This is a genomic window from Phytobacter ursingii, assembly GCF_001022135.1.
Lineage (GTDB): Bacteria > Pseudomonadota > Gammaproteobacteria > Enterobacterales > Enterobacteriaceae > Phytobacter > Phytobacter ursingii.
The window spans coordinates 512,918-537,217 of the sequence record NZ_CP011602.1; the positions used below are offsets into that span (position 1 = coordinate 512,918).

Annotated in this window: 20 protein-coding genes; 16 read left to right on the forward strand and 4 right to left on the reverse strand. The window is 52.3% G+C overall.

Annotation, left to right across the window (positions count from 1 at the left end):
* The 10 genes from pbpC to AB182_RS05970 all read left to right on the forward strand — a co-directional run bounded on the left by pbpC (position 1) and on the right by AB182_RS05970 (position 11,964).
* Positions 1-2,325, forward strand: a complete 2,325-nt coding sequence (pbpC, locus tag AB182_RS05925; RefSeq protein ID WP_047369286.1) for a peptidoglycan glycosyltransferase PbpC — start codon at positions 1-3, stop codon at positions 2,323-2,325.
* Positions 2,326-2,606: 281 nt separating this feature from the next.
* A complete protein-coding gene (gene ndk / locus AB182_RS05930; protein ID WP_047369287.1) occupies positions 2,607-3,038 on the forward strand; it encodes a nucleoside-diphosphate kinase in 432 nt (143 codons plus the stop codon).
* Positions 3,039-3,256: 218 nt separating this feature from the next.
* Complete coding sequence (locus AB182_RS05935) at positions 3,257-4,423, forward strand: bifunctional tRNA (adenosine(37)-C2)-methyltransferase TrmG/ribosomal RNA large subunit methyltransferase RlmN (RefSeq protein ID WP_047369288.1); 1,167 nt, start codon at positions 3,257-3,259, stop codon at positions 4,421-4,423.
* A gap of 292 nt (positions 4,424-4,715) precedes the next feature.
* Positions 4,716-5,723 (forward strand): cytoskeleton protein RodZ, encoded by a 1,008-nt coding sequence (rodZ, locus tag AB182_RS05940; RefSeq protein WP_047369289.1) that lies wholly within the window; start codon positions 4,716-4,718, stop codon positions 5,721-5,723.
* A gap of 26 nt (positions 5,724-5,749) precedes the next feature.
* Entirely contained in the window at positions 5,750-6,868 is a 1,119-nt protein-coding gene (gene ispG / locus AB182_RS05945) for a flavodoxin-dependent (E)-4-hydroxy-3-methylbut-2-enyl-diphosphate synthase (protein WP_047369290.1), read from the forward strand.
* A gap of 92 nt (positions 6,869-6,960) precedes the next feature.
* Entirely contained in the window at positions 6,961-8,235 is a 1,275-nt protein-coding gene (hisS, locus tag AB182_RS05950) for a histidine--tRNA ligase (RefSeq protein WP_047373200.1), read from the forward strand.
* A gap of 36 nt (positions 8,236-8,271) precedes the next feature.
* Positions 8,272-8,892, forward strand: coding sequence for a YfgM family protein (locus tag AB182_RS05955; protein WP_047369291.1), 621 nt, complete (start codon positions 8,272-8,274; stop codon positions 8,890-8,892).
* Between the two features lie 10 nt (positions 8,893-8,902).
* Complete coding sequence (bamB, locus tag AB182_RS05960; RefSeq protein WP_047369292.1) at positions 8,903-10,081, forward strand: outer membrane protein assembly factor BamB; 1,179 nt, start codon at positions 8,903-8,905, stop codon at positions 10,079-10,081.
* A 123-nt stretch (positions 10,082-10,204) separates the two neighbouring features.
* A complete protein-coding gene (der, locus tag AB182_RS05965) occupies positions 10,205-11,686 on the forward strand; it encodes a ribosome biogenesis GTPase Der (protein ID WP_047369293.1) in 1,482 nt (493 codons plus the stop codon).
* A 56-nt stretch (positions 11,687-11,742) separates the two neighbouring features.
* Positions 11,743-11,964, forward strand: coding sequence for a zinc ribbon domain-containing protein (locus AB182_RS05970; protein ID WP_047369294.1), 222 nt, complete (start codon positions 11,743-11,745; stop codon positions 11,962-11,964).
* Here AB182_RS05970 and AB182_RS05975 read toward each other — a convergent pair.
* Together AB182_RS05975 and AB182_RS05980 are read right to left on the reverse strand one after the other, a co-directional pair.
* Complete coding sequence (locus tag AB182_RS05975) at positions 11,961-12,311, reverse strand: protealysin inhibitor emfourin (protein ID WP_047369295.1); 351 nt, start codon at positions 12,309-12,311, stop codon at positions 11,961-11,963. The two genes, AB182_RS05970 and AB182_RS05975, sit on opposite strands and share 4 nt — an antisense overlap.
* A complete protein-coding gene (locus AB182_RS05980; RefSeq protein WP_047369296.1) occupies positions 12,311-13,336 on the reverse strand; it encodes a M4 family metallopeptidase in 1,026 nt (341 codons plus the stop codon). The genes AB182_RS05975 and AB182_RS05980 overlap by 1 nt, the downstream gene beginning before the upstream one ends.
* Before the next feature lie 127 nt (positions 13,337-13,463).
* Here AB182_RS05980 and AB182_RS05985 point away from each other — a divergent pair, with 127 nt between their 5' ends.
* On the forward strand, positions 13,464-14,597 hold the full coding sequence (locus AB182_RS05985; protein ID WP_071845842.1) for an MFS transporter: 1,134 nt from the start codon (positions 13,464-13,466) through the stop codon (positions 14,595-14,597).
* Position 14,598: 1 nt separating this feature from the next.
* On the opposite strand, the gene xseA is transcribed toward AB182_RS05985, so the two are convergent.
* Positions 14,599-15,981 (reverse strand): exodeoxyribonuclease VII large subunit, encoded by a 1,383-nt coding sequence (xseA, locus tag AB182_RS05990; RefSeq protein WP_047369297.1) that lies wholly within the window; start codon positions 15,979-15,981, stop codon positions 14,599-14,601.
* Positions 15,982-16,140: 159 nt separating this feature from the next.
* Here xseA and guaB point away from each other — a divergent pair, with 159 nt between their 5' ends.
* On the forward strand, positions 16,141-17,607 hold the full coding sequence (gene guaB, locus AB182_RS05995) for an IMP dehydrogenase (RefSeq protein ID WP_039079791.1): 1,467 nt from the start codon (positions 16,141-16,143) through the stop codon (positions 17,605-17,607).
* Between the two features lie 63 nt (positions 17,608-17,670).
* Entirely contained in the window at positions 17,671-19,248 is a 1,578-nt protein-coding gene (gene guaA, locus AB182_RS06000) for a glutamine-hydrolyzing GMP synthase (RefSeq protein WP_047369298.1), read from the forward strand.
* A 161-nt stretch (positions 19,249-19,409) separates the two neighbouring features.
* On the opposite strand, the gene AB182_RS06005 is transcribed toward guaA, so the two are convergent.
* Positions 19,410-22,049, reverse strand: coding sequence for an HD domain-containing protein (locus tag AB182_RS06005; protein ID WP_139153692.1), 2,640 nt, complete (start codon positions 22,047-22,049; stop codon positions 19,410-19,412).
* Positions 22,050-22,874: 825 nt separating this feature from the next.
* Between AB182_RS06005 and AB182_RS06010 the strand changes: the two genes are divergently transcribed.
* The 3 genes from AB182_RS06010 (at position 22,875) to AB182_RS06020 (ending at position 24,221) form a co-directional block, all read left to right on the forward strand.
* Positions 22,875-23,108, forward strand: a complete 234-nt coding sequence (locus AB182_RS06010) for a type II toxin-antitoxin system Phd/YefM family antitoxin (RefSeq protein WP_047369300.1) — start codon at positions 22,875-22,877, stop codon at positions 23,106-23,108.
* 30 nt (positions 23,109-23,138) lie between these two features.
* Complete coding sequence (locus AB182_RS06015; protein ID WP_047369301.1) at positions 23,139-23,471, forward strand: type II toxin-antitoxin system RelE/ParE family toxin; 333 nt, start codon at positions 23,139-23,141, stop codon at positions 23,469-23,471.
* 366 nt (positions 23,472-23,837) lie between these two features.
* Complete coding sequence (locus AB182_RS06020) at positions 23,838-24,221, forward strand: hypothetical protein (protein WP_047369302.1); 384 nt, start codon at positions 23,838-23,840, stop codon at positions 24,219-24,221.
* Positions 24,222-24,300 lie beyond the last annotated feature (79 nt).

A 24,300-nucleotide genomic window follows, 5' to 3' on the forward strand; every position in this document is an offset into this window, starting at 1 on the left:
ATGAACAAAGGGCGCACCTGGCGCTCCCGCGGGCTTTGGCTTGCGGGAGCGTTTCTTCTTATTCCGTTGGTTCTTTTTATTGCCGACAAACTCTGGCCGTTGCCCTTGAAAGAGGTCAACCCGGCGCGTGTCGTCGTGGCGGAAGATGGCACGCCGCTCTGGCGCTTCGCCGATGCCGAAGGGATCTGGCGCTACCCGGTGGCGATAGAGGATGTCTCCCCACGCTATTTACAGGCGCTTATCGAATACGAAGATCGCTGGTTCTGGAAACATCCAGGCGTCAACCCGCTTTCTGTCGCCCGTGCCGCATGGCAGGACCTGCTGGCTGGCAGAGTTATCTCTGGCGGCAGTACGCTCACCATGCAGGTCGCGCGTCTGCTCGATCCCCATCCGCGTACCTTTGGCGGTAAAGTCCGCCAGCTGTGGCGGGCGATGCAACTGGAATGGCATCTCTCCAAGCGCGATATTCTGACGCTCTATCTCAACCGGGCACCGTTTGGCGGTACGTTGCAGGGCGTTGGGGCGGCAAGCTGGGTGTATCTGGGGAAATCCCCCGCTCAGCTCAGCTATGCAGAGGCGGCACTGCTGGCCGTCTTACCGCAGGCGCCGAGTCGCCTGCGCCCGGACCGCTGGTCGGAACGTGCACAGGCGGCGCGGGATAAAGTACTGGATCGCATGGTCTCGCAGGGCGTGTGGAGCCAAAAGCAGGTTGAGGAGTCGCGTGAAGAGCCGGTCTGGCTGGCGCCCCGTCAGATGCCGCAGCTCGCGCCCCTCTTCTCTCGCTATATGTTGAGCAAAGATCCGGGTCTCAAGATCACCACCACACTCGATGCCAGCCTCCAGCGTCAGCTTGAAGACATGGCCGCTGGCGTTAAATCTCGTCTTCCCCCGCGTAGCTCGCTGGCGATCATCGTTGTCGACCATACGGACATGAAAGTCCGTGGCTGGGTGGGATCGGTGGACATCAATGACGATAGCCGTTTTGGCCATGTCGATATGGTCAGCGCCACCCGCTCGCCGGGATCGGTGTTAAAGCCCTTTATATATGGCCTGGCGATGGATGACGGTCTGATTCATCCCGCCTCGTTGCTGCAGGATGTGCCACGGCGAACGGGAGACTATCGTCCCGGTAATTTTGACAGTGGTTTTCACGGCCCGGTCAGTATGAATGAGGCGCTGGTTCGTTCCCTCAATCTTCCCGCGGTTCAGGTTCTGGAGGCCTACGGGCCAAAGAAATTTGCTGCCACGCTGCGCAATGCGGGGTTGCCGCTGAAATTGCCGGAAGGCGCGGAGCCGAACCTGTCACTTATTCTGGGGGGCGCAGGCGCCCGTCTGGCGGATATCACTGCAGCGTATAGCGCCTTTGCGCGTCACGGCAAGGCCGGGCAGTTGCGCTTTCAGCCAGACGACCCGTTGATGGAAAGAACGTTGATGTCTCCAGGCGCGGCGTGGATTATTCGCCGCATTCTTGCCGGGGAAGCGCAGCCCCTGCCGGACAGCGCGCTCCCGCAAGTGGTGCCGCTGGCCTGGAAAACCGGCACCAGCTATGGTTATCGTGACGCGTGGGCCATTGGGCTCAATAGCCGTTATGTGATTGGCGTCTGGACGGGCAGACCGGACGGCACGCCGGTTGCTGGTCAATTTGGTTTCGCCAGCGCAGTCCCCTTGCTCAATCAGGTTAACAATCTGCTGCAGCCGCGCTCCGCGCTGGAACTGGCGCGTTTGCCACAGGATCCCCGCCCGGAATCGGTAAGCCGCGACGTTATCTGCTGGCCTGGCGGGCAGAGTTTACCTGAGGGGGACAGCAATTGCCGCCGCCGTCTGGCGACCTGGCTTTTAGATAACAGCCAGCCGCCCACGATGCTGATGGCTGAACAGGAAGGCGCTCGCGGCATCCGTTTTCCCGTATGGGTAAACACGCAGGGAGAACGGGTCGCAGCAGACTGCCCCGATGCACAGCAACGTACAGTTATCGTCTGGCCTTTGCCCCTGGAACCCTGGTTGCCCGATGGCGAGCGGCGAGCGGCGAGATTACCTCCGCGCTCGAAAACATGTCCTCCGCGTGATGAGAACGCACCGCCGCCGCTGTTGCTCTCGGGGATCCGGGACGGCGCAGTGATCAAACGGCTACCGGGGCGCTCGCAGGCAACATTGCCGCTACAGGCCATCGGTGGGGAAGGGCAACGCTGGTGGTTTTTAAACGGAGAGCCGCTGGACGGTCATGATCGCATATTAAGCCTTAACCTTGATAAAAGCGGTGAGTATCAGTTACTGGTGATGGATGATGCCGGGCAGGTTGCGGCAGTCGAGTTCGCGGTACAATGACGCAACGAAGATACGCGTCAGCGTTGACACGACCTTTGTGCTGACTGCCGCGTTCACTCCGGTCTCTGATTTATGTCAGTGGCCGGGGATCCCCACTCTTGCCGCCTCAAGGCGCCGTAATACGTTGGTTAGAGACGTTTTGGTGAATGGTGTTGCTGAAACTCGTCTTATTTTAAAAAAATGTTACCTTTATCCATAGGCAATGCCCGCGTTGCTCTTTATAATCCGCGCCAGGTCATACGTATGTATGTACGACAACAGAACAACTTACAGGGGTTAACATGGCTATTGAACGTACTTTTTCCATCATCAAGCCGAACGCGGTGGCAAAAAACGTTATTGGTAGTATTTTCGCGCGTTTTGAATCTGCTGGTTTCAAGATTGTTGGCACGAAAATGCTGCATCTGTCCGTTGAGCAGGCTCGCGGCTTCTACGCTGAACACGATGGCAAACCATTCTTCGACGGTCTGGTTGAATTCATGACCTCCGGCCCGATCGTGGTCTCCGTACTGGAAAGTGAAAATGCGGTGCAGCGTCACCGTGACCTGCTGGGCGCCACCAACCCGGCTAACGCGCTGGCCGGTACTCTGCGCGCGGATTATGCTGACAGCTTCACCGAGAACGGCACCCATGGTTCCGATTCACTTGAGTCTGCCGCGCGTGAAATCGCCTATTTCTTCGGCGAAGGCGAAGTTTGCCCGCGCACTCGCTAATTTCCGCCGCCTTGCGCGCCGTGTTGCGTGAAGCCCATCGGAAATTGTAAGCATAGTTACACTTTATTTTGTCAATGCTGCGCACAGTCGTGGCATCTGCACAGCAGAATTTGTACAATGCAGCGCCCCGTGAATTGCAAAACGCATTCCCGGGGCGCTTCTTTTTTCAACCCTCCAGGGGCCATAACGTGTAATAACGAGGCCGGAATACACAAACTATGTCTGAACACATTGTCACGCCTGAGAACGTCGCACTGACGGTTCCCAATAAAGATGCAAAAATTAACCTGCTGGATTTGAATCGTCAGCAGATGCGAGAGTTTTTCAAAAACTTAGGCGAAAAACCCTTCCGCGCCGATCAGGTGATGAAGTGGATGTACCACTATTGCAGCGACGATTTTGATGAGATGACCGACATCAATAAGGTGCTGCGTAATAAGCTCAAAGAAGTTGCGGTGATCCGCGCGCCGGAAGTTGTGGAAGAGCAGCGCTCCTCTGATGGCACGATTAAATGGGCGATTGCCGTAGGCGATCAGCGCGTTGAAACGGTGTACATTCCGGAAGACGATCGCGCCACGCTGTGCGTTTCCTCGCAGGTCGGCTGTGCGCTGGAGTGTAAATTCTGCTCCACGGCGCAGCAGGGCTTCAACCGTAACCTGAAAGTTTCAGAAATTATTGGTCAGGTCTGGCGGGCGGCAAAAATTATCGGTGCGGTAAAAACGACCGGCGTACGTCCTATCACTAACGTAGTGATGATGGGGATGGGCGAACCATTGCTGAACCTGACTAACGTCGTACCGGCAATGGAAATCATGCTGGATGACTTTGGTTTTGGCCTGTCCAAACGCCGCGTTACGCTGTCGACGTCCGGCGTGGTTCCTGCGCTGGATAAGCTGGGTGACATGATTGATGTTGCACTGGCTATTTCCCTGCATGCGCCGAACGATACTATTCGCGACGAAATTGTGCCGATTAACAAAAAGTACAATATTGCGACGTTCCTCGAATCGGTTCGCGGTTACATTTCGAAATCCAATGCTAATCAGGGCCGCGTAACCATTGAATACGTGATGCTCGACCATGTGAATGACGGTACCGAGCATGCGCATGAGTTGGCCGCGTTGCTGAAAGACACGCCGTGCAAGATCAACCTGATTCCGTGGAACCCGTTCCCGGGTGCGCCATATGGTCGCAGCTCAAACAGCCGTATCGATCGTTTCTGTAAGGTGCTGATGAGCTATGGTTTCACCACCATTGTGCGTAAAACACGTGGTGATGACATTGACGCGGCATGTGGTCAACTGGCCGGTGACGTCATTGACCGTACGAAACGCACAATGCGTAAACGTATGCAGGGTGAGCCGATTTCGATTAAAGCGGTTTAGTCTTCTGGCGTCGCGGCAGGCTTCTGTGTCGCGACGCATAAATATGCTGATTTAATCGCCTGAGTATACTTGTGTAATCAATAATTACTGTGCGTTTCTCTCTACTTTAAGGCAGTATGTAGCGATGGAACAACAGCTTAGCAAAAGTACGAAAAGCTGTTCTGTTATGACCGGCCTGACAGTCTTATACTGTCGGTCTAAATTTAACTGACCCTGACATTTCGCGGCGCGCCCAGGCAATGCTTACTACGCGCCTGAATCTTAAATTTTCACGTACCAGCAGTTGTAGCGAATGAATACTGAAGCCACTCACGACCAAAACGAAGCACAAACCACGGGCGTTCGTCTGCGCAATGCCCGTGAACAACTCGGACTTAGCCAGCAGGCGGTAGCTGAGCGCCTCTGTCTCAAAGTTTCCACGGTGCGCGATATTGAAGACGATAAGGCTCCTGCCGAATTGGCTTCAACATTCCTGCGTGGTTACATCCGCTCGTATGCGCGTTTGGTGCATATCCCGGAAGAAGAACTGCTGCCGATGATTGAGAAACAGGCACCGATTCGGGCGGCGAAAGTCGCGCCGATGCAGACCTTTTCTCTGGGTAAACGTCGTAAAAAACGTGACGGCTGGTTAATGAGCTTTACCTGGCTGGTGCTGTTTGTGGTTGTTGGTCTGACAGGCGCATGGTGGTGGCAAAATCACAAAGCGCAGCAGCAAGAGATCACCACAATGGCCGATCAGTCCTCTGCAGAGCTGAACGCCAGTGGGAACAGCGAAGGGCAGAGCGTTGCGCTGAACAACGATGCTGCCAGCACACCGACAGAAACACCGAATACGGCTGCGACTACGCCAGTTGAACCAACCGCCCCTGCCGCAGCCCCTGGAACAGCGACGCAGGCGCCTGCGACCACCGCGCATTCAAATGCCGTTGTATCACCTTCTCAGGCACCTGTTACCCAATCTCCTGCCACTCAGCCATCGGCAACCGCGAATAACGCGCCGCTGCCGACTGACCAGGCAGGTATTACCTCCCCGGACGCCGCACATGCGCTGGTCATGAACTTTAACGCCGACTGCTGGTTAGAAGTGAGTGATGCAAGCGGTAAAAAATTATTCAGTGGGATCCAGCGTAAAGACGCGACGCTGAATTTAACCGGCCAGGCGCCTTACAAGCTCAAAATCGGTGCACCTGCTGCGGTACAGATTCAATATCAGGGTAAACCTGTCGATCTGAGCCGCTTTATCAGAACTAACCAGGTTGCACGCCTGACCCTCAATGCCGAACAATCAGCAGTACAGTAACAGACGGGCAACGCGGGAGATTTTTCATGCATAACCAGGCTCCGATTCAACGTCGGAAATCGAAACGGATTTACGTTGGTAATGTGCCGATTGGCGATGGCGCCCCCATCGCCGTGCAGTCAATGACAAACACCCGCACCACTGATGTGGACGCGACGGTCGCGCAGATCAAAGCGCTTGAGCGTGTTGGCGCTGACATTGTTCGCGTTTCCGTCCCTACCATGGACGCGGCAGAAGCATTCAAATTGATTAAGCAACAGGTGAGCGTACCGCTGGTCGCGGACATTCACTTTGACTACCGTATCGCGCTGAAAGTCGCGGAATACGGCGTCGACTGTCTGCGTATCAACCCAGGCAATATCGGTAATGAAGAACGCATTCGCATGGTTGTGGACTGCGCGCGCGACAAAAATATCCCTATTCGTATTGGCGTCAATGCAGGATCGCTGGAAAAGGATCTGCAGGAGAAATATGGTGAGCCCACGCCGCAAGCGCTGCTGGAGTCTGCCATGCGCCATGTCGATCACCTGGACAGACTTAATTTCGATCAATTCAAAGTCAGCGTAAAAGCCTCCGATGTGTTCCTGGCGGTGGAATCTTACCGTCTGTTGGCAAAACAGATTGATCAGCCGTTGCACCTCGGTATCACCGAAGCGGGTGGCGCGCGCAGTGGCGCGGTCAAGTCGGCGATCGGTCTGGGCTTGCTGCTGTCTGAGGGGATCGGCGATACGCTGCGTGTCTCGCTGGCGGCGGATCCGGTTGAAGAGATCAAAGTTGGCTTCGATATCCTGAAATCACTGCGTATCCGCGCACGTGGCATCAACTTCATTGCCTGCCCTACCTGCTCGCGTCAGGAATTTGACGTGATCGGCACCGTGAATGCCCTTGAGCAGCGCCTGGAAGATATCATCACGCCGATGGATGTTTCGATCATCGGTTGCGTGGTGAACGGCCCAGGCGAAGCGCTGGTTTCTACGCTTGGCGTGACCGGCGGTAACAAGAAAAGCGGCCTTTATGAAGATGGCGTGCGTAGAGACAGACTGGATAACGACGATATGATTACCCAGCTCGAAGCCCGTATCCGTGCGAAAGCATCAATGCTGGATGAAGCTAATCGTATTGATGTCCAACAGGTAGAAAAATAACGTGATGGGAAGCGGCTGGCTTCCCGTGTATGATGAACCCGCAAGGCGCAAGCCCTGAGGGTTCATTTTTTGTATTCAAAAAGAGAATAAACGTGGCAAAGAATATTCAAGCCATTCGCGGCATGAACGATTATCTGCCTGGCGAAACCGCCATCTGGCAGCGCATTGAAGGCACACTCAAAAACGTGCTCGGCAGCTACGGTTACAATGAAATCCGTTTGCCGATTGTAGAGCAGACCCCGTTATTCAAACGCGCGATCGGTGAAGTCACCGACGTGGTTGAAAAAGAGATGTACACCTTTGACGATCGCAACGGCGATAGCCTGACGCTGCGTCCAGAAGGTACAGCGGGCTGTGTACGCGCCGGCATCGAGCATGGTCTTCTGTACAATCAGGAACAGCGCCTGTGGTATGTCGGTCCGATGTTCCGCTATGAGCGCCCGCAAAAAGGTCGCTACCGTCAATTCCATCAGTTGGGTGTCGAAGTGTTTGGCCTGCAGGGCCCGGACATTGATGCCGAGCTGATTATGCTCACGGCGCGCTGGTGGCGTGCGCTGGGTATCTTCGATCATGTTAGCCTCGAACTCAACTCTATCGGCTCCCTGGAAGCGCGTGCAAACTATCGCGATGCACTGGTGGCGTTCCTTGAGCAGCATAAAGAGCAACTGGACGAAGATTGCAAACGCCGTATGTACAGCAACCCGCTGCGCGTGCTGGATTCCAAAAATCCGGACATTCAGGCGCTTCTGAATTCGGCGCCAGCGCTGGGTGATTATCTGGATGAAGAATCTCGCGAACACTTCGCAGGCCTGTGCAAACTGCTGGAGGCGGCGGGTATTGCCTATACGGTAAACCAGCGTCTGGTGCGCGGTCTTGATTATTACAACCGCACTGTTTTCGAGTGGGTGACCACCAGCCTGGGTTCTCAGGGAACGGTGTGTGCGGGTGGCCGTTACGACGGCCTGGTCGAGCAGCTTGGCGGTCGCGCAACCCCGGCGGTTGGCTTCGCGATGGGTCTTGAACGACTTGTTTTGTTGGTTCAGGCAGTTAATCCGGAATTTAAAGCAGAATCCGTTGTCGATATATACCTGGTAGCGTCGGGCGAAAACGTACAGTCCGCTGCAATGCAACTGGCTGAACGGGTACGCGATGCGTTACCTGATGTTAAGCTCATGACGAACCACGGCGGCGGTAATTTCAAAAAGCAATTTGCCCGTGCCGATAAGTGGGGCGCGAAGCTCGCACTGGTGCTGGGTGAGTCTGAAATCGCTGACGGTAACGTTGTAGTGAAGGATTTACGCTCTGGTGAGCAAAATACGGTAACGCAGGACAGCGTTGCGGCGCATTTGCGCACACTACTGGGCTAATCTCCCCGGTGAATTATCGTTAAGGAGAAGGACTGCGTGGAAATTTACGAGAACGACAACGAACAGGTAGACGCGCTCAAACGCTTTTTTGCTGAAAACGGCAAAGCGCTGGCTGTTGGTGTCATTTTAGGTATTGGTGCATTAGTTGGCTGGCGCTACTGGAATAGTCACCAAATCGAAACAGCGCGATCGGCTTCACAAGGCTACGAAAACGCAATTACCGCGATTCGTGCTGATAAACCTGAAACGCTGACTGCGGCTGAAAAATTCGCGGCTGAGAATAAAAATACCTATGGCGCGCTGGCGTCACTGGAACTGGCACAGCAGTATGTTGAACGCAATGAGCTTGAAAAAGCGTCCGCGCAGCTGCAGCAAGGGCTTGCCGCTACCAGCGATGAAAACCTTAAGGGTATGATCAACATCCGTCTCGCCCGTATCCAGGTGCAGCTCAAGCAGCAGGATGCCGCGCTGAAAACGCTTGATAGCGTGAAAGGCGACGGCTGGGCGGCCATTGTTGCTGACCTGCGTGGCGAAGCGTTGCTCAGCAAAGGCGACAAACAAGGTGCACGCACTGCCTGGGAGAATGGCGTTAAAAACAACGCCTCCCCGGCGCTGAGTGAAATGATGCAGATGAAAATCAACAATTTGTCCATCTAAGAGGGACCCGATGCAATTGCGTAAATTACTTCTGCCTGGGCTGCTGTCCGTCACCTTACTGAGCGGTTGTTCCCTGTTTAACGGCGAAGAAGATGTTGTCAAAATGTCCCCTCTGCCGACGGTTACGAACCAATTTAATCCGTCTACCGCATGGAGTACGTCTGTGGGTAGCGGTATTGGCGATTTTCATTCGAATTTACATCCGGCGCTGGACAGCGGCGTGGTCTATGCTGCCGATCGTCGCGGTACGGTAAAAGCGGTTAGCGCGAGCGACGGCAAGGAAGTCTGGTCCGTTAACCTGGCAGAAAAATCCGGCTGGTTCTCCAGCAGTCCGGCGCTATTGTCCGGTGGTGTGACCGTCGCTGGCGGCCATGTCTACGTGGGCAGTGAAAAAGCGAAGGTTTATGCGCTGAATACGAACGATGGTTCCGAAGCCTGGAAAACCAACGTTGCCGGTGAAGCGTTATCTCGTCCTGTTGTCAGCGATGGCCTGGTGCTGATTCATACCAGTAACGGCCAACTGCAGGCGCTTAATGAGAGCGACGGCGCAGTAAAATGGACGGTTAACCTCGATATGCCGTCTTTGTCCCTGCGTGGTGAATCCGCACCGGCTACCGCCTACGGCGCAGCCATTGTGGGTGGTGACAACGGTCGTGTAAGCGCCGTGTTGATGCAGCAGGGCCAGATGATTTGGCAGCAGCGTATTTCTCAGGCAACCGGCCCGACGGAAATCGACCGTCTGAGTGACGTAGACACAACGCCGGTGATTGTAAACGGCGTGGTTTACGCGCTGGCTTACAACGGTAATCTGACGGCGCTGGATCTGCGTAGCGGTCAGATTATGTGGAAACGCGAACTGGGTTCAGTGAGCAATTTCGTTGTCGACGGTAATCGTATTTATATGATTGACCAGAATGACCGTGTTCTGGCGTTAACCACTGACGGTGGCGTGACGCTGTGGACGCAAAGCGATCTTCTGCACCGTAACCTTACTGCTCCGGCGTTGTATAATGGTTACATCGTGACCGGTGACAGCGAAGGTTATATGCACTGGATTAACGTCGAAGACGGGCGTTTTGTCGCGCAGCAGAAAGTGGACGGCTCCGGTTTCCTGACCGATCCTGTCGCTGCGGATGGCAAACTGCTGATCCAGGCTAAAGACGGTACGCTGTACGCCATCACGCGTTAATCGCGCGAAGGTGGTCGTTCGTGAGAAGACGGCTCCTGTTGCAGGGGCCGTTTTACTGTTTTTAAAACGTCGCCAGCGTTGCGACGTTTTGATTTTTGAATTCTAAGTAATGAGGCTTTAAACATGATACCTGTGGTCGCGCTGGTCGGGCGCCCTAACGTTGGAAAATCCACGCTTTTTAACCGTTTAACACGCACCCGTGATGCGCTGGTAGCGGATTTTCCGGGGCTGACCCGTGACCGTAAGTACGGTCGTGCTGAAGTCGAAGGTCGCGAATTTATCTGTATCGACACGGGCGGTATTGATGGTACGGAAGACGGCGTAGAAACCCGTATGGCGGAACAGTCGCTGCTGGCGATTGAAGAGGCTGATGTGGTGCTGTTTATGGTGGATGCGCGCGCCGGGCTGATGCCTGCTGATGAAGCTATTGCTAAACACCTGCGTTCGCGTGAAAAACCGACATTCCTCGTCGCCAACAAAACAGACGGGCTGGATCCGGATCAGGCGGTTGTTGATTTTTACTCCCTTGGTCTGGGTGAAATTCACCCGATTGCCGCCTCTCATGGTCGTGGTGTTGTCAGCCTGCTGGAACACGTTCTGCTGCCGTGGATGGACGAAATCGACCCGCCGGAAGAACTGGATGAGAACGCCGCCTACTGGTCCCAGTTCGATGACGGTAAGGGTGAAGAGGGTGAAGAAGAAGAGCCGGAAGACGACTTCAACCCGCAGGATCTGCCTATCAAGCTGGCGATTGTCGGGCGGCCTAATGTCGGTAAGTCCACGCTGACTAACCGCATTCTCGGGGAAGAGCGTGTCGTGGTTTATGACATGCCAGGTACCACGCGTGACAGTATTTATATCCCGATGGAGCGTGATGGGCGTGAATACGTTCTGATCGACACCGCGGGCGTGCGTAAACGCGGCAAAATCACCGACGCGGTGGAAAAATTCTCGGTCATCAAAACGCTGCAGGCGATTGAAGACGCCAACGTGGTACTGCTGGTTATTGATGCCCGTGAAGGTATTTCCGACCAGGATCTCTCCCTGCTGGGTTTCATCCTTAATAGTGGGCGCTCACTGGTTATCGTGGTGAACAAATGGGATGGCCTCAGCCAGGAAGTGAAAGAGCAGGTTAAAGAGACGCTGGACTTCCGTCTGGGCTTTATCGACTTTGCTCGCGTGCACTTTATCTCCGCGCTGCATGGCAGCGGCGTAGGTAACCTGTTTGAATCGGTGCGCGAAGCCTACGACAGTTCGACCCGTCGCCAGAGCACCGCGATGCTGACTCGTATCATGAATATGGCGAGCGAAGATCACCAGCCGCCGTTGGTTCGTGGCCGTCGCGTGAAGTTGAAATATGCGCATGCTGGTGGTTATAACCCGCCAATTGTGGTGATTCACGGCAACCAGGTAAAAGATCTGCCGGACTCCTACAAGCGTTATCTGATGAACTACTTCCGCAAATCGCTGGATGTGATGGGCACCCCTATCCGTATTCAGTTTAAGGAAGGGGAAAACCCGTATGCGGACAAACGCAATACGCTGACGCCAAATCAGATGCGTAAACGTAAGCGTTTGATTAAACATATTAAGAAAGGCAAGTAAGTTTAAAAACCCCGGTGGTGTTAATCACTACCGGGTAACCTTATGGGAGGATATTTATGGATCTTAAATGCCCAACCTGCCACAACCCGCTGGAATTGATCGGTACACATGGTCACTGCCATGGTTGTGATAAAGATTACCCTCTTCACGCGCTATGCCCGGAGTGCCAACAGCCGTTGGACGTGCTCAAAGCCTGCGGAGCGGTGGACTATTTCTGCCAGCAGGGTCACGGTCTGATCTCCAAAAAGCGGGTGATCTTCGCCCTGCATGACATTTAATCACACACGCCGCTTTCGCCCTTTTTCCACAGATCCACCAGCGAGGGCGGTGCCTCCTGTTCCGGCACCAGCAAGATAATATCGGTATAGTGCGCCTCGTTGTGGTGAGTCCAGATTATCTGAATACGAAAATAGCGCTGGTCGCCGCGCCCCGGTGAGTCCGTCTGCCCTGGTGGAAAGCCGCGCTGCAGTGCTTGCTGTAAAATATCAATCACCCGCTCACGTTGCTGTGGCGTAAGGGCGGATAGGGCGATTCTTCTCAGACCGCTCAACTGTGGGATAAATGCCACTCCGCCTTCACGGGCAAGCTCAATGACCGCGTCCTCAGTGAGCTCCGGAATATTCATCACAGTACCCCTGTCTCAATCCAGGCCTGTTTAATGGCTTCCGCCGTCTCTTTTCCCGACCGTTTTTCACCGTGAGCAATGGTCAGTTGGGCGAAAGCCGCAAAGTCAGCATTTTGCGCGAGTGAGTGGTCGCAAACCGTGTCATACCAGGCATAACCGGCTTTTTCCCATGCATAACCACCAAGCGCGGTGGCGGCGAGGTAAAACGCACGATTAGGAATGCCTGAGTTAAGATGTACGCCGCCGTTATCCTCGCGAGTTTTAATAAAGTCCTTCATATGCGCAGGCTGGGGGTCTTTACCCAGTAGCGGGTCGTCATAGGCGGTGCCCGGCTCTGCCATAGAGCGCAACCCTTTGCCGTTGATACCTGCGGCCAATAACCCTTCGCCAATAAGCCAGTCCGCCTCTTGCGCGGTCTGTTTGTGCAAATACTGTTTCACCAGCGAGCCAAACACATCGGACAGGGATTCATTGAGCGCCCCGGATTGTTCGAAATAAATCAGCCCGGCTTCTGTTTCCGTTACGCCGTGGCTAAGCTCATGGGCGACAATATCCGGTGCGATAGTGAAACGGTTAAAGATCTCGCCGTCGCCATCGCCAAATACCATCTGCTGACCGTTCCAGAATGCATTCTGGTATTCGCGGCCATAGTGAACGGTACCGATAAGCGTCAGGCCCTTATTATCCAGTGAATCGCGATGATAAATTTTCCAGAAAAAATCGTGCGTCACACCCAGATATTCCCATGCTTCATCTACGGCGATATCGCCATTTGATGACTGCCCCTCAAAGCGCACCTGCGTGCCTGGTAACTCCTGAGTCTGTTTCGCATCATAAATGTCCCGCTGCAACTGGCCCGCTTTCGCAACATGCGGCGCGGCAGGCTTGCCCGGCATATGTGCCATGAGCGTCTGGACATGGGTTAGGGTCTGGCGGGCGCACTTTTGCTGTACGTCGGAGCCGTTATCAATAATGCGGCGCAGGATGTAGGGCGGGATAACACTGTGAAGTCGTGTCGCTGTCATGCTGCTCTCCTGATTGTTGGCAAGGCTGACTACAAGTTTATGTGACATTCGGCATTTTTACCCCTTACGCGGCAAAACTGTCGGTTTCGACCATCATTAACTGCTCAATCAGAAAAGAGGGTCGGGTGTGGATAAAACAATTTCACCGCTTGCGTTAACCGGGTTTTTGCTTATTGCTGTGACGTATGGCATGGCGCGTTTTGCCTGGGGCCTGATGCTGCCGTCGGTAGGACAGGATATTGCGCTGAGTCCACGGGCTGCGGGTGTTATCGCCGCCTGTAGCTATATCGCCTACTGTTTTTCTTCACTCTGGGCCGCCCCGGTAACCGGGCGTTACGGCGCTCGTACCACCGCGATCGTTTCGGCACTCTGCGCGGCACTTGGGCTACTGATCCTGGCATTGTCTTCGGGTGTTCTACTCCTTGCGCTGGGGCTACTTATCGCCGGTCTGAGTTCGGGGCTGGCATCGCCGTCACTGGCTGCATCGGTCAGCCAGGCGGTGGCAGAGCGTAGGCAGTCCACCACTAACACTTTTATCAATGCCGGTACTGGCGGCGGCATTATCCTTTCCGTACCGGTACTGCTTTTCACCCCCTTTGGGTGGCGCGGAGCCTGCATTGCGTTCGCGGTGCTGGCGCTGCTTTGCCTGCTGCCGGTGATGCGCTACTTACCCGCGACCAAAACACAGGGGGTAAAAAATGAACAATCCTGGCGGCAGGTCTTACAGTGCCAGGCAATGCGGCGGCTGGCGCTGATTGCGTTTATCTGCGGAATAGCGAGCGCGGCATGGTGGAATTTCGGCCCCGATATTCTGCAAAATCATCTGCATATTGCAAAAGAAACCACCAGCATGCTGTGGCTGGTAAGCGGCGGGGCGGGAATAGCTGGCATCTTTACCGGCGCGCTGGCTACCCGGACAGGCTGGAACCCGGTTTACTGGCTGTCGCTGCTTTTTATGGCCGCACCGCTGGTGCTACTGGCGGTAAGTCATGGCTATAGCGGGTGGCTTATTCCGGCGGCGGCCCTCTGTGGCGTGGGCTATATTACGCTTTCCGGCGTACTGCTGGTCTGCGGCGCGTCCGCTACGGCGAATGCGCCGGCCGCAGGGGTAGGTATCGTCTTTTTTATGCTGGCGGTAGGGCAGGTGGCGGGGGCGATAGTTTTTGGACAACTGTATGCATTACTGGGAGCCACCTGGTCGCTTTTGATGTTTGCCGGATTAGCACTTCTTATTATGTTTCTGACCCCGACGAGGCTGTGAGTTAGCCCGCGCTGCGGGGTTTAGACGCGCGCGCTTTTTTCGCAGGGATGACGCTTTTCACTTCACTCTCTATCCAGCCATCGGCGAGACGGGTGGTCAGCGTATCGCCCGTTTTAACCTGTTTCGCCTGTTTCAGCACATTGCCATCGGCAGCCGTGGTGACGCTATAGCCGCGGGCCAGCGTCGAGAGCGGGCTGACTGCCTCCAGGTGCGTCACTGCCTTGCCAAAACGCTCTCGCGTCACGCCCAATTGCGCACGCAGGCTTTCCGCCAGCCGGTATTCCAGTTGCTGAATACGTGTCTGCGCACGCCAGATCCGCGGCTGTGGGTTTTGCTGATTCAGGCGCTGGCCGACACGGCGTTGACGCACTGTCGCCTGTTTAAGCTGGTTGTCCAGGGCGACACGCATCCGCTGGCGGAGTTTTTCCAGTACGGTGTGCTGACGGGCGAGATGCAGTTGTGGATGCTGCTGTTGCAGCCTGTGGTTAAGTTGAGTAAAGCGTCGGGTGCTGTTAGCAATGAAAAAGTCCATCGCCATCTCAAGGCGTTGCTGAGAAGACTGGATCTGGCGCAGCAGCTCCGTCTGGTTGCGACTGACGATTTCCGCTGCGGCAGAGGGGGTAGGGGCACGTAAATCTGCGACAAAATCCGCAATGGTCACGTCGGTTTCGTGGCCGACGGCGCTGACCACCGGAATACGGCTGGCAAAAATGGCGCGCGCAACGCGCTCGTCATTAAAACTCCATAAATCTTCCAGCGAGCCACCACCACGCCCGACGATCAGCACATCACATTCCTGACGCGCATTTGCCAGTTCTATGGCGCGCACAATTTGCCCCGGCGCATCGTCACCTTGTACCGCGGTGGGGTAGATGACCACCGGCAAAGAGGGATCCCGTCGTTTCAGAACGTGGAGAATGTCATGAAGTGCAGCGCCGGTTTTCGAGGTGATAACGCCAATACAGTGGGCCGGTGTGGGGAGCGTCTGTTTGAACTGTTGATCGAAAAGCCCTTCTGCTGACAGCGCCGCTTTCAGTTGCTCATATTTCTGCTGCAGTAACCCTTCACCGGCGGGCTGCATGCTTTCAACGATTATCTGGTAATCGCCGCGCGGGTCATAGAGCGTAACAGACGCGCGAACCAGCACTTGCTGCCCATGCTGAGGGCGGAACGTCACGCGACGGTTGCTGTTGCGAAACATTGCCCCGCGAACCTGTGCGGTGTCGTCCTTAAGCGTGAAGTACCAGTGACCGGACGCAGGCTGGGTAAAATTAGAGATTTCACCTGTGATCCAGACCTGGCCCATTTCGCGTTCCAGCAGGCTACGTACTGTCTGATTCAGGCGGCTAACGGTAAAAATTGCGGGGCTTTGAAGAGGTGACATGTGAGCTAGATCAAATTCTAAATCAGCAGGTTATTCAGTCGATAGTAACCCGCTCAGCGATGAGCGCAAGTATTTTTCGCAAAAAAATGTGGAAGCAATCGGTTACGCTCTGTATAATGCCACGGCAATATTTAACCACCCAGGTCAGAGATATTGCCCATGCTACGTATCGCTAAAGAAGCCCTGACGTTTGACGACGTCCTCCTCGTTCCCGCTCACTCCACCGTTCTGCCGAATACTGCCGATTTGAGCACTCAGCTCACTAAGACCATTCGTCTGAATATTCCGATGCTCTCCGCAGCAATGGACACCGTTACGGAAGCGCGCCTGGCAATTGCCCTGGCACAGGAAGGCGGCATTGGCTTTATTCATAAAAACATGTCCATCGAACGCCAGGCTGAGGAAGTCCGCCGTGTTAAAAAACACGAGTCCGGCGTGGTTAAAGATCCTCAAACCGTCCTGCCAACCACTACTCTGCGCGAAGTGAAAGAACTGACCGAGCGTAACGGTTTCGCTGGTTATCCGGTGGTTGCCGAAGACAATTCACTGGTGGGTATCATTACCGGTCGTGATGTTCGCTTTGTCACCGACCTGAACCAGCCTGTTAGCGTATACATGACGCCGAAAGAGCGTCTGGTTACCGTTCGCGAAGGCGAAGCGCGTGAAGTTGTGTTTGCGAAAATGCACGAAAAACGCGTTGAGAAAGCGCTGGTTGTTGACGACAAATTCCGTCTGCTCGGCATGATTACCGTCAAAGACTTCCAGAAAGCGGAACGTAAACCGAACGCCTGTAAAGACGAGCAGGGCCGTCTTCGCGTCGGTGCTGCGGTTGGCGCCGGCGCAGGTAACGAAGAGCGTGTTGATGCGCTGGTTGCGGCAGGCGTTGACGTTCTGCTGATTGACTCCTCTCATGGCCATTCCGAGGGCGTTCTGCAACGCATTCGTGAAACCCGTGCAAAATACCCGGATCTGCAAATCATTGGCGGTAACGTCGCGACGGGCGCAGGCGCACGTGCGCTGGCGGAAGCCGGTTGCAGCGCTGTGAAAGTCGGTATTGGCCCTGGCTCTATCTGTACTACCCGTATCGTTACCGGTGTGGGTGTTCCGCAGATTACAGCTGTTTCAGACGCGGTTGAAGCGCTGGAAGGCACCGGTATTCCGGTTATCGCTGACGGCGGTATCCGCTTCTCTGGCGACATTGCCAAAGCGATCGCCGCTGGCGCGGCCGCGGTGATGGTCGGCTCTATGCTGGCGGGCACCGAAGAGTCGCCGGGCGAAATCGAACTTTACCAGGGGCGTTCTTACAAATCTTACCGTGGTATGGGTTCTCTGGGCGCGATGTCCAAAGGTTCCTCTGATCGTTATTTCCAGACGGATAATGCCGCTGACAAACTGGTGCCGGAAGGTATCGAAGGACGCGTGGCGTATAAAGGTCGCCTGAAAGAGATTATTCATCAGCAAATGGGCGGCCTGCGTTCCTGTATGGGGCTGACCGGCTGTGGTACCATCGACCTGCTGCGCACGAAAGCGGAATTCGTGCGTATCAGCGGTGCGGGCATCCAGGAAAGCCACGTCCATGATGTGACCATCACCAAGGAATCCCCGAACTACCGTATGGGCTCCTGATAAGTTTCCACGCCCGGCTATAAGCCGGGCGATTTTGTTTCACTTGCCTCGGAATTAGCGTCAATGACGGAAAATATTCATAAACATCGCATCCTTATCCTCGATTTCGGTTCTCAGTACACACAACTTGTTGCCCGCCGCGTGCGTGAGCTCGGTGTTTACTGTGAACTGTGGGCATGGGATGTCACCGAAGCGCAGATTCGTGAATTTAACCCAAGCGGCATCATCCTTTCCGGCGGCCCGGAAAGCACTACCGAAGATAACAGTCCGCGCGCGCCGCAATATGTATTTGAAGCCGGCGTGCCCGTATTTGGCGTCTGCTACGGCATGCAGACGATGGCGATGCAGTTGGGCGGCCATGTTGAAGCGTCCAGCGAGCGCGAATTTGGTTATGCCCAGGTTGAGGTTCTGACCGACAGCGCCCTGATTCGTGGTATTGAAGACTCCCTGACCGCAGACGGTAAACCGCTGCTGGACGTGTGGATGAGCCATGGCGATAAAGTGACGGCTATTCCGTCTGACTTTGTCACCGTTGCCAGCACCGAAACCTGCCCGTTCGCCATTATGGCTAACGAAGAAAAACGCTTCTACGGCGTGCAGTTCCACCCGGAAGTGACCCATACCCGTCAGGGTCTGCGCATGCTGGAGCGTTTCGTTATCGATATCTGCCAGTGTGAAGCCCTGTGGACTCCGGCGAAAATCATCGACGATGCTATCGAACGCATCCGTGCGCAGGTTGGCGACGACAAAGTGATCCTCGGCCTGTCCGGCGGCGTTGACTCCTCTGTGACGGCGATGCTGTTACATCGCGCGATCGGTAAAAACCTGACCTGCGTGTTCGTCGATAACGGTCTGCTGCGTCTGAATGAAGCTGAGCAGGTAATGGACATGTTCGGCGACCACTTCGGTCTGAACATTGTTCACGTGGAAGGTGAATCACGCTTCCTGAGTGAGCTGGCAGGCGAGAATGATCCGGAAGCCAAACGCAAAATCATTGGCCGTGTGTTTGTCGAAATCTTCGACGAAGAAGCGCTGAAACTTGAAGACGTGAAATGGCTGGCGCAGGGTACCATCTACCCTGACGTGATCGAATCTGCCGCGTCCGCGACCGGTAAAGCACACGTGATTAAGTCTCACCACAACGTGGGCGGCTTGCCGAAAGAGATGAAGATGGGCCTTGTTGAACCGCTGCGTGAGCTGTTCAAAGACGAAGTCCGTAAAATCGGCCTTGAGCTGGGCCTGCCGTACGACATGCTTTACCGCCATCCGTTCCCGGGGCCAGGCCTTGGCGTTCGCGTACTGGGCGAAGTGAAGAAAGAGTACTGCTACCTGCTGCGTCGCGCAGATGCTATTTTTATTGAAGAACTGCGCAAAGCTGACCTGTACAACAAAGTCAGCCAGGCATTTACCGTCTTTCTGCCAGTCCGCTCTGTTGGCGTGATGGGCGATGGCCGTAAGTACGACTGGGTTGTCTCTCTGCGTGCCGTTGAAACCATCGACTTTATGACTGCGCACTGGGCACATCTGCCGTACGACTTCCTCGGCCGCGTTTCCAACCGTATCATCAACGAAGTGAATGGTATTTCCCGCGTGGTGTATGACATCAGCGGTAAGCCGCCAGCGACGATTGAGTGGGAATAATTTCGCGTCTGGCAACAGCCTGCGCTTAAAAGCAGTTAAACATTTCTAAGCCCGCGTAATGCGGGTTTTTTTGTTGTCTATAGACAACAATAAGACAAGCCCATGGTTTGGACTTGTTTTTCAGATGTTTTGTACGTTGAGGCTGTGTGCCATTAATTTAATTAATAATCTCGTTGATCTTCAGGAATGAAAAATTGATCAACGTCATCAAGACTAATGTTACGTTTGAAGTATTGCCCGTCAATGTTACTTATAGTGCCGTCATCACATTGCCAAGTGGGGGCTGATGCTTTATAAACTGAGCAACCATCTTCAATTTTAGTGATTTTTTTCATGACATCATCCGAAATGTTAAATTCTTTACTAATAATTTCAAGAACAATTTCATTTAATGCTTTTTGTTTTTTGAACTCCGGAAATGAACGTGCCCATATTGGGCTATTTATAAATCCACGAACACCATATCCTACTGAGATGCAACAATCTGTTCTGCTTGATGGCTTATCTTTGGGTCGTTCCAAGGATGCGGCGGAATTAAAAATCACCCACACCTCATTTTTATTTCTCAAAAAATCAAGAAGCTCATTTTTATTAAAATATACCCCACCAATTTCACAAAATTTTAAATTTCCAATATCACCGCCGATCGAGGAAATTTGTTCGGCAATACTTTCCTGATCTTCATCTTTAGATGCAACTTTCTGCAATAAAGAACCTTGTTCTGTTGCCCATTTTTGTATTGCATCTGAGGATGCTAGCAGAGATGCAAAATCTCTTGCTGCCCGTACTGGTGTTCCTAATAAAACCCCTCGGAATGAACCTGTGCATATTTTTGCTCCTTGGGAAACTATTGTTCCTGAAATGCTTTTGTCTGGATGGTATCTGTTGGAAAGTCTGTCAGGATATAATGATGCTCTACCGACAATTTCGCCTGAAACTTCTTTGATTAATGATACAGCAGATTCGAATGGCGCCCCAATTTCATTAGAATACAAATCACCCTCAACCCTTTTAAGAAAAACCGATACTGGCTCAGTTTCCCAATTTCGACCATCTATTATCTCGTAAATATCCCCATTTATTACTTTTACCGGAACGTTCGATGTTGGGAAACTCCTTGATATGGCCTCACTTAAGGTCCTTATACCATTTTCAGATACTGACCAGAATTCATATTCGGTTTCTGAATGCCAAAAACCTTTCTCTAGTTTTTCTATATCAAGATGAACAGATATTTCTGTTCCCCCGGCCATCATCCTATCAGTGTATTCAGCTCCACAGAGTAGGGGGCGAGTATTGAGACCTTCAGGAAAGGATAATAAACTTGTTTGGTCAGGGCTGGAATCAAAGCGGCGAGATTTAATTTCTATTTTGTTTCCAAGCATAAAAATAGAAAAAAAACCTATTTCATAGCGACCTGAAACGTTATTTTTATGAGGGAAGTTATCGTTGTACTCTCCAATAGCGGTATCGTTCAGCCAGCCGCTTTTCCCAAAAGAAAGTAGATTTTCAACGATGGAGAATTCAGACATACCTACACCATTATCTCTAACCTTGAGTAAACATGAATCATTTTCTTTAATTAACTCGACTTCAACCAATGGCGATGGTGCTTGCGGATCTACAATTTGTCTGAGACGCACAGAGTCCATGGCATTTTGTATGATTTCTCTCAGTGCTGCCATGTTGTCATGACCATAAAGTTGGTCACCACCTAAGTTTGCAATAAGCTGTGGAATATCTGAAATTGAAAATTCAGTATCAATAGGATGCCAACCATCGGTTTGGATGCAGGTTTTTAGATTTGCTGCAGACTCGATATTTGAAACCCGGCGAGCCGAAAATCGGCAATCATTCCCCCTACGTCTAGCCAATAAATCGTCAGTTTTTCTTAGCTCACTATCAATCATTTTGAGGGTGTCGTGTAACATCCACCACTCTTTGGCTTCATTTTTTGGAAATGGACGTAATGCAGCAAAATACAGAGTGTCATTTCGATTTTGAGCTTGAGTTAGCTTGTTTTGAAAAGTCCAGTGATGATTAGAATAGTCGGAGAGTCTATTTTTCCTTAGTGCATGTAAAAAACCAGGAGCTCTACGTTCGTCAATTTGAGCTGCATCTGCAACACGAAGAACGCATGCTAGTTTTAGCAGATCAATGGACCAACTACTAGGAAAAGGAGATGGGGCAGGAATTATTTTATCCTGCATGCTATTTTCAAGCTTTGCATGATCCCACCAATGAGATGCTGCTACTTGCCCAATAAAATCGCCAAACTTCTCTCTGGAGTCTGCGTCATCAATTAAGTACCGAAAACCTGAGTCTCCTTTCCATGATACTTTAGGCAATTTTTCTGCGCGAATAGCATGTTGTTCTCGAAGAAATATTTCAATAACAGACATGTTATCAATATCTCCATCACTAGAACCTTTGATTCTATTATATATCCGTTTCCACTCGCGTGAGTCTTTTATTTCTTCAAGACCACCCGGATAGGCTGCCATAGTCATTGCAGAATCATGGAAAAGAAAACTACACCCTAATACGAAACCTTCAACTGGATTAATGCAAAAATTAGGCCCTACAATTTGACTGCTTATTTCCCAAAGGGCATCCAGATGTTCTATATCATGAACTGTGTAGTTCGGAAGGTCTATCGATATTTCTGATACGAGAACCCTCGCATTCTCTCTAGCTTTAGTGAATGAAGCAATGAGAGCTTCAACAGATGATTGGTGGGCTTTAGCCTGCTCACTTTCGAAGGCCATCTTCCACAGTAATGTTTCTTTGAAATTATTCACAATGCACCTAATTTACTGAGCGTTTTGGGATGATTTTGCTAAGATACGAACTGTAAATACCCCTGTAAATCGAATGATTCACTTTTAGAGATCTTCCGACATATTGATTATGTCCTCGAAGGAGATCGCCATGCGTAAAGCCCGACTCATCGAACACCAGGATATTGTCATTCTGAATTCCGTCTAAGCCGGATGTACCGTTAAGGATGTCTGCGTGAAACTGGCTTCTCTGAAGCCAGCTACTACACCTATGGACTATCTACGTTTTTTCAAGTGTTGAATCTGGTTTTGGGTTGTTGTTTACATCCATCCGGCATCAGGAATACTAACCTGTGCGCAAATGGGTAATCCGAACAGAATCGCCTCAGCAACTGGACGGCCTCTGAGGCCAATATAATAGTCAGGTTCCGAGTGTGCAGGTACAACCTATCGCCATTTTTCAGTACACAGCAATCCTTCTGGTCGGGTACTAACTTCCAACTATCTGATACTCGGTATCATTTCTCAGCATCGATCAGATTATTATCGCGTTCTTGTCATTTGACCTGCCCCTCATTGATTAATGCACCACGATGTTAGTAAGGTCTTCGTCATGACCCTGACCCGGAACCGGAATATGATTCCAGCCGTAATCTGGAATAAGCAATAACGTCCTTCTGCCTTTCGGGTAGAGAGAAACTAAATCAACCCTCTGTTTTTACGGAGGGTTTTTTATTTCTCTGATCATTTATCAGAAAAGACAAAACCGATGGTTTATTGCTGGTGGTCTGAATATGGTCTATATTAAAACCATCTGCATGATGAAGAGCATAAGCGGGATATGCAATGAAAATTGAGACAATTAGCTACGTTAAAAAAAACGCCGCGACACTGGATGTCTCTGAACCCATTCTGGTGACGCAAAATGGCGTTCCTGCTTATGTCATAGAGTCCTATGACCAGCAGCAGGAACGAGAAAACGCCATCGCGTTGCTGAAACTGCTAACCCTGTCAGAGAAAGATAAAGCTGAGGGGCGCGTATTCTCAAAAGACCAATTACTGGATGGACTTGCGGATTAAACGCAGAACACGCAATGCTAAGGGACTTCTATGGAGCAGCAGGTTACCTTTGAGTACACGCTAACTGTAAAACTCTGTATCGACACGATAGTGACTTATCTGCGCCGTGTTGATGTCCAGCCGCGCCCGGTTATCGCCGATATTCTCACACAGTTTGAAAGTACCGTTGCTCAGTTCCCGCTGGGATGCCAAATTTGCCCTGAACTGCTGAAAATTGGCTGTGCAAAGTACCTGGAATTTAACCACGCTGACGGTTACCGGGTTTTGTATGCAGTAGAGGGAGCATTAGTGACAGCGCATGCGATCCTGTCCCATCGGCAGGACATCCAGCAGTTGTTGTTTAAGCGTCTGATTATGGCCTGATAACCCTTAAGGCGTATTGTAGGGTAATAATACGAATCTAGAGAGCGTGTTCGTAAATCATCATAACAACATGATGAATATTATAAATTTTATCATTTTGACGGTATTTATTACGGTATCGTCTGGAAATGGTTGTCATAAAACGCTTTGATAGCAATATGTTGGATGGTTTCTAAACCATTGAGTAGAAATAAGCGCTATCGCTTCTGCTCATAAGCGTTGAAATCGAAGACACCAGTAAGCCTCGCGCTGCTGGTGTTTTTTTATGTGGGGTTAGCAGATTAATGATATGTAATAGGCAGTCGCTAATGGGGTATCCGGCGCCGCTTTCTGCTATCCAACATCAAATTTAAGGGAGTACGCGATATGCAGCCTGTACGTTTAATGGGTGACGGATATGAACCGCATGTGGAGCAATGGGGGGAGCAACTGAACTATTCATTGCCCGTCGATTCCGGGTTTGTCAGTTTTAGCTTTACGTTTGCTATTCGACAGGCCGATCTCGATGTTCTGCTTTCCGATGACTATCGACGTGCGGTGCTTGAGGTTATTGCACACACGTTGCTCCAGCGTTCAACTCTTCCTGGCAATGCCCGTTTTACCCAAGACGACTTCGATGGTCTTGTCGCAGATACGCTCCATTCATCGCGCGATTTTCTCGAGGCTTTTGTCGTGCAAGTAAGCAAAGAGAACCACATTGTGATTGAAAAATATGTGCACGATATTTTGTGCAGGCGCTTAAACCTGTAACAGGCAGACGCATTATCCCACCATTCCAGGCATTAGACGGGGCGGGCGTTTTATGCCAACCTTTTGGCTGAGTGTTCTT

Coding starts and splice junctions, on each gene's coding strand:
- AB182_RS05970 (WP_047369294.1), top strand. CDS start 11,743: ATGGATCTTAAATGCCCAACCTGCCACAACCCGCTGGAATTGATCGGT.
- AB182_RS05975 (WP_047369295.1), bottom strand. CDS start 12,311: ATGAATATTCCGGAGCTCACTGAGGACGCGGTCATTGAGCTTGCCCGT.
- AB182_RS05980 (WP_047369296.1), bottom strand. CDS start 13,336: ATGACAGCGACACGACTTCACAGTGTTATCCCGCCCTACATCCTGCGC.
- AB182_RS05935 (WP_047369288.1), top strand. CDS start 3,257: ATGTCTGAACACATTGTCACGCCTGAGAACGTCGCACTGACGGTTCCC.
- AB182_RS06010 (WP_047369300.1), top strand. CDS start 22,875: ATGAAAATTGAGACAATTAGCTACGTTAAAAAAAACGCCGCGACACTG.
- bamB (WP_047369292.1), top strand. CDS start 8,903: ATGCAATTGCGTAAATTACTTCTGCCTGGGCTGCTGTCCGTCACCTTA.
- pbpC (WP_047369286.1), top strand. CDS start 1: ATGAACAAAGGGCGCACCTGGCGCTCCCGCGGGCTTTGGCTTGCGGGA.
- AB182_RS06020 (WP_047369302.1), top strand. CDS start 23,838: ATGCAGCCTGTACGTTTAATGGGTGACGGATATGAACCGCATGTGGAG.
- xseA (WP_047369297.1), bottom strand. CDS start 15,981: ATGTCACCTCTTCAAAGCCCCGCAATTTTTACCGTTAGCCGCCTGAAT.
- rodZ (WP_047369289.1), top strand. CDS start 4,716: ATGAATACTGAAGCCACTCACGACCAAAACGAAGCACAAACCACGGGC.
- guaA (WP_047369298.1), top strand. CDS start 17,671: ATGACGGAAAATATTCATAAACATCGCATCCTTATCCTCGATTTCGGT.
- guaB (WP_039079791.1), top strand. CDS start 16,141: ATGCTACGTATCGCTAAAGAAGCCCTGACGTTTGACGACGTCCTCCTC.
- der (WP_047369293.1), top strand. CDS start 10,205: ATGATACCTGTGGTCGCGCTGGTCGGGCGCCCTAACGTTGGAAAATCC.
- AB182_RS06015 (WP_047369301.1), top strand. CDS start 23,139: ATGGAGCAGCAGGTTACCTTTGAGTACACGCTAACTGTAAAACTCTGT.
- ispG (WP_047369290.1), top strand. CDS start 5,750: ATGCATAACCAGGCTCCGATTCAACGTCGGAAATCGAAACGGATTTAC.
- ndk (WP_047369287.1), top strand. CDS start 2,607: ATGGCTATTGAACGTACTTTTTCCATCATCAAGCCGAACGCGGTGGCA.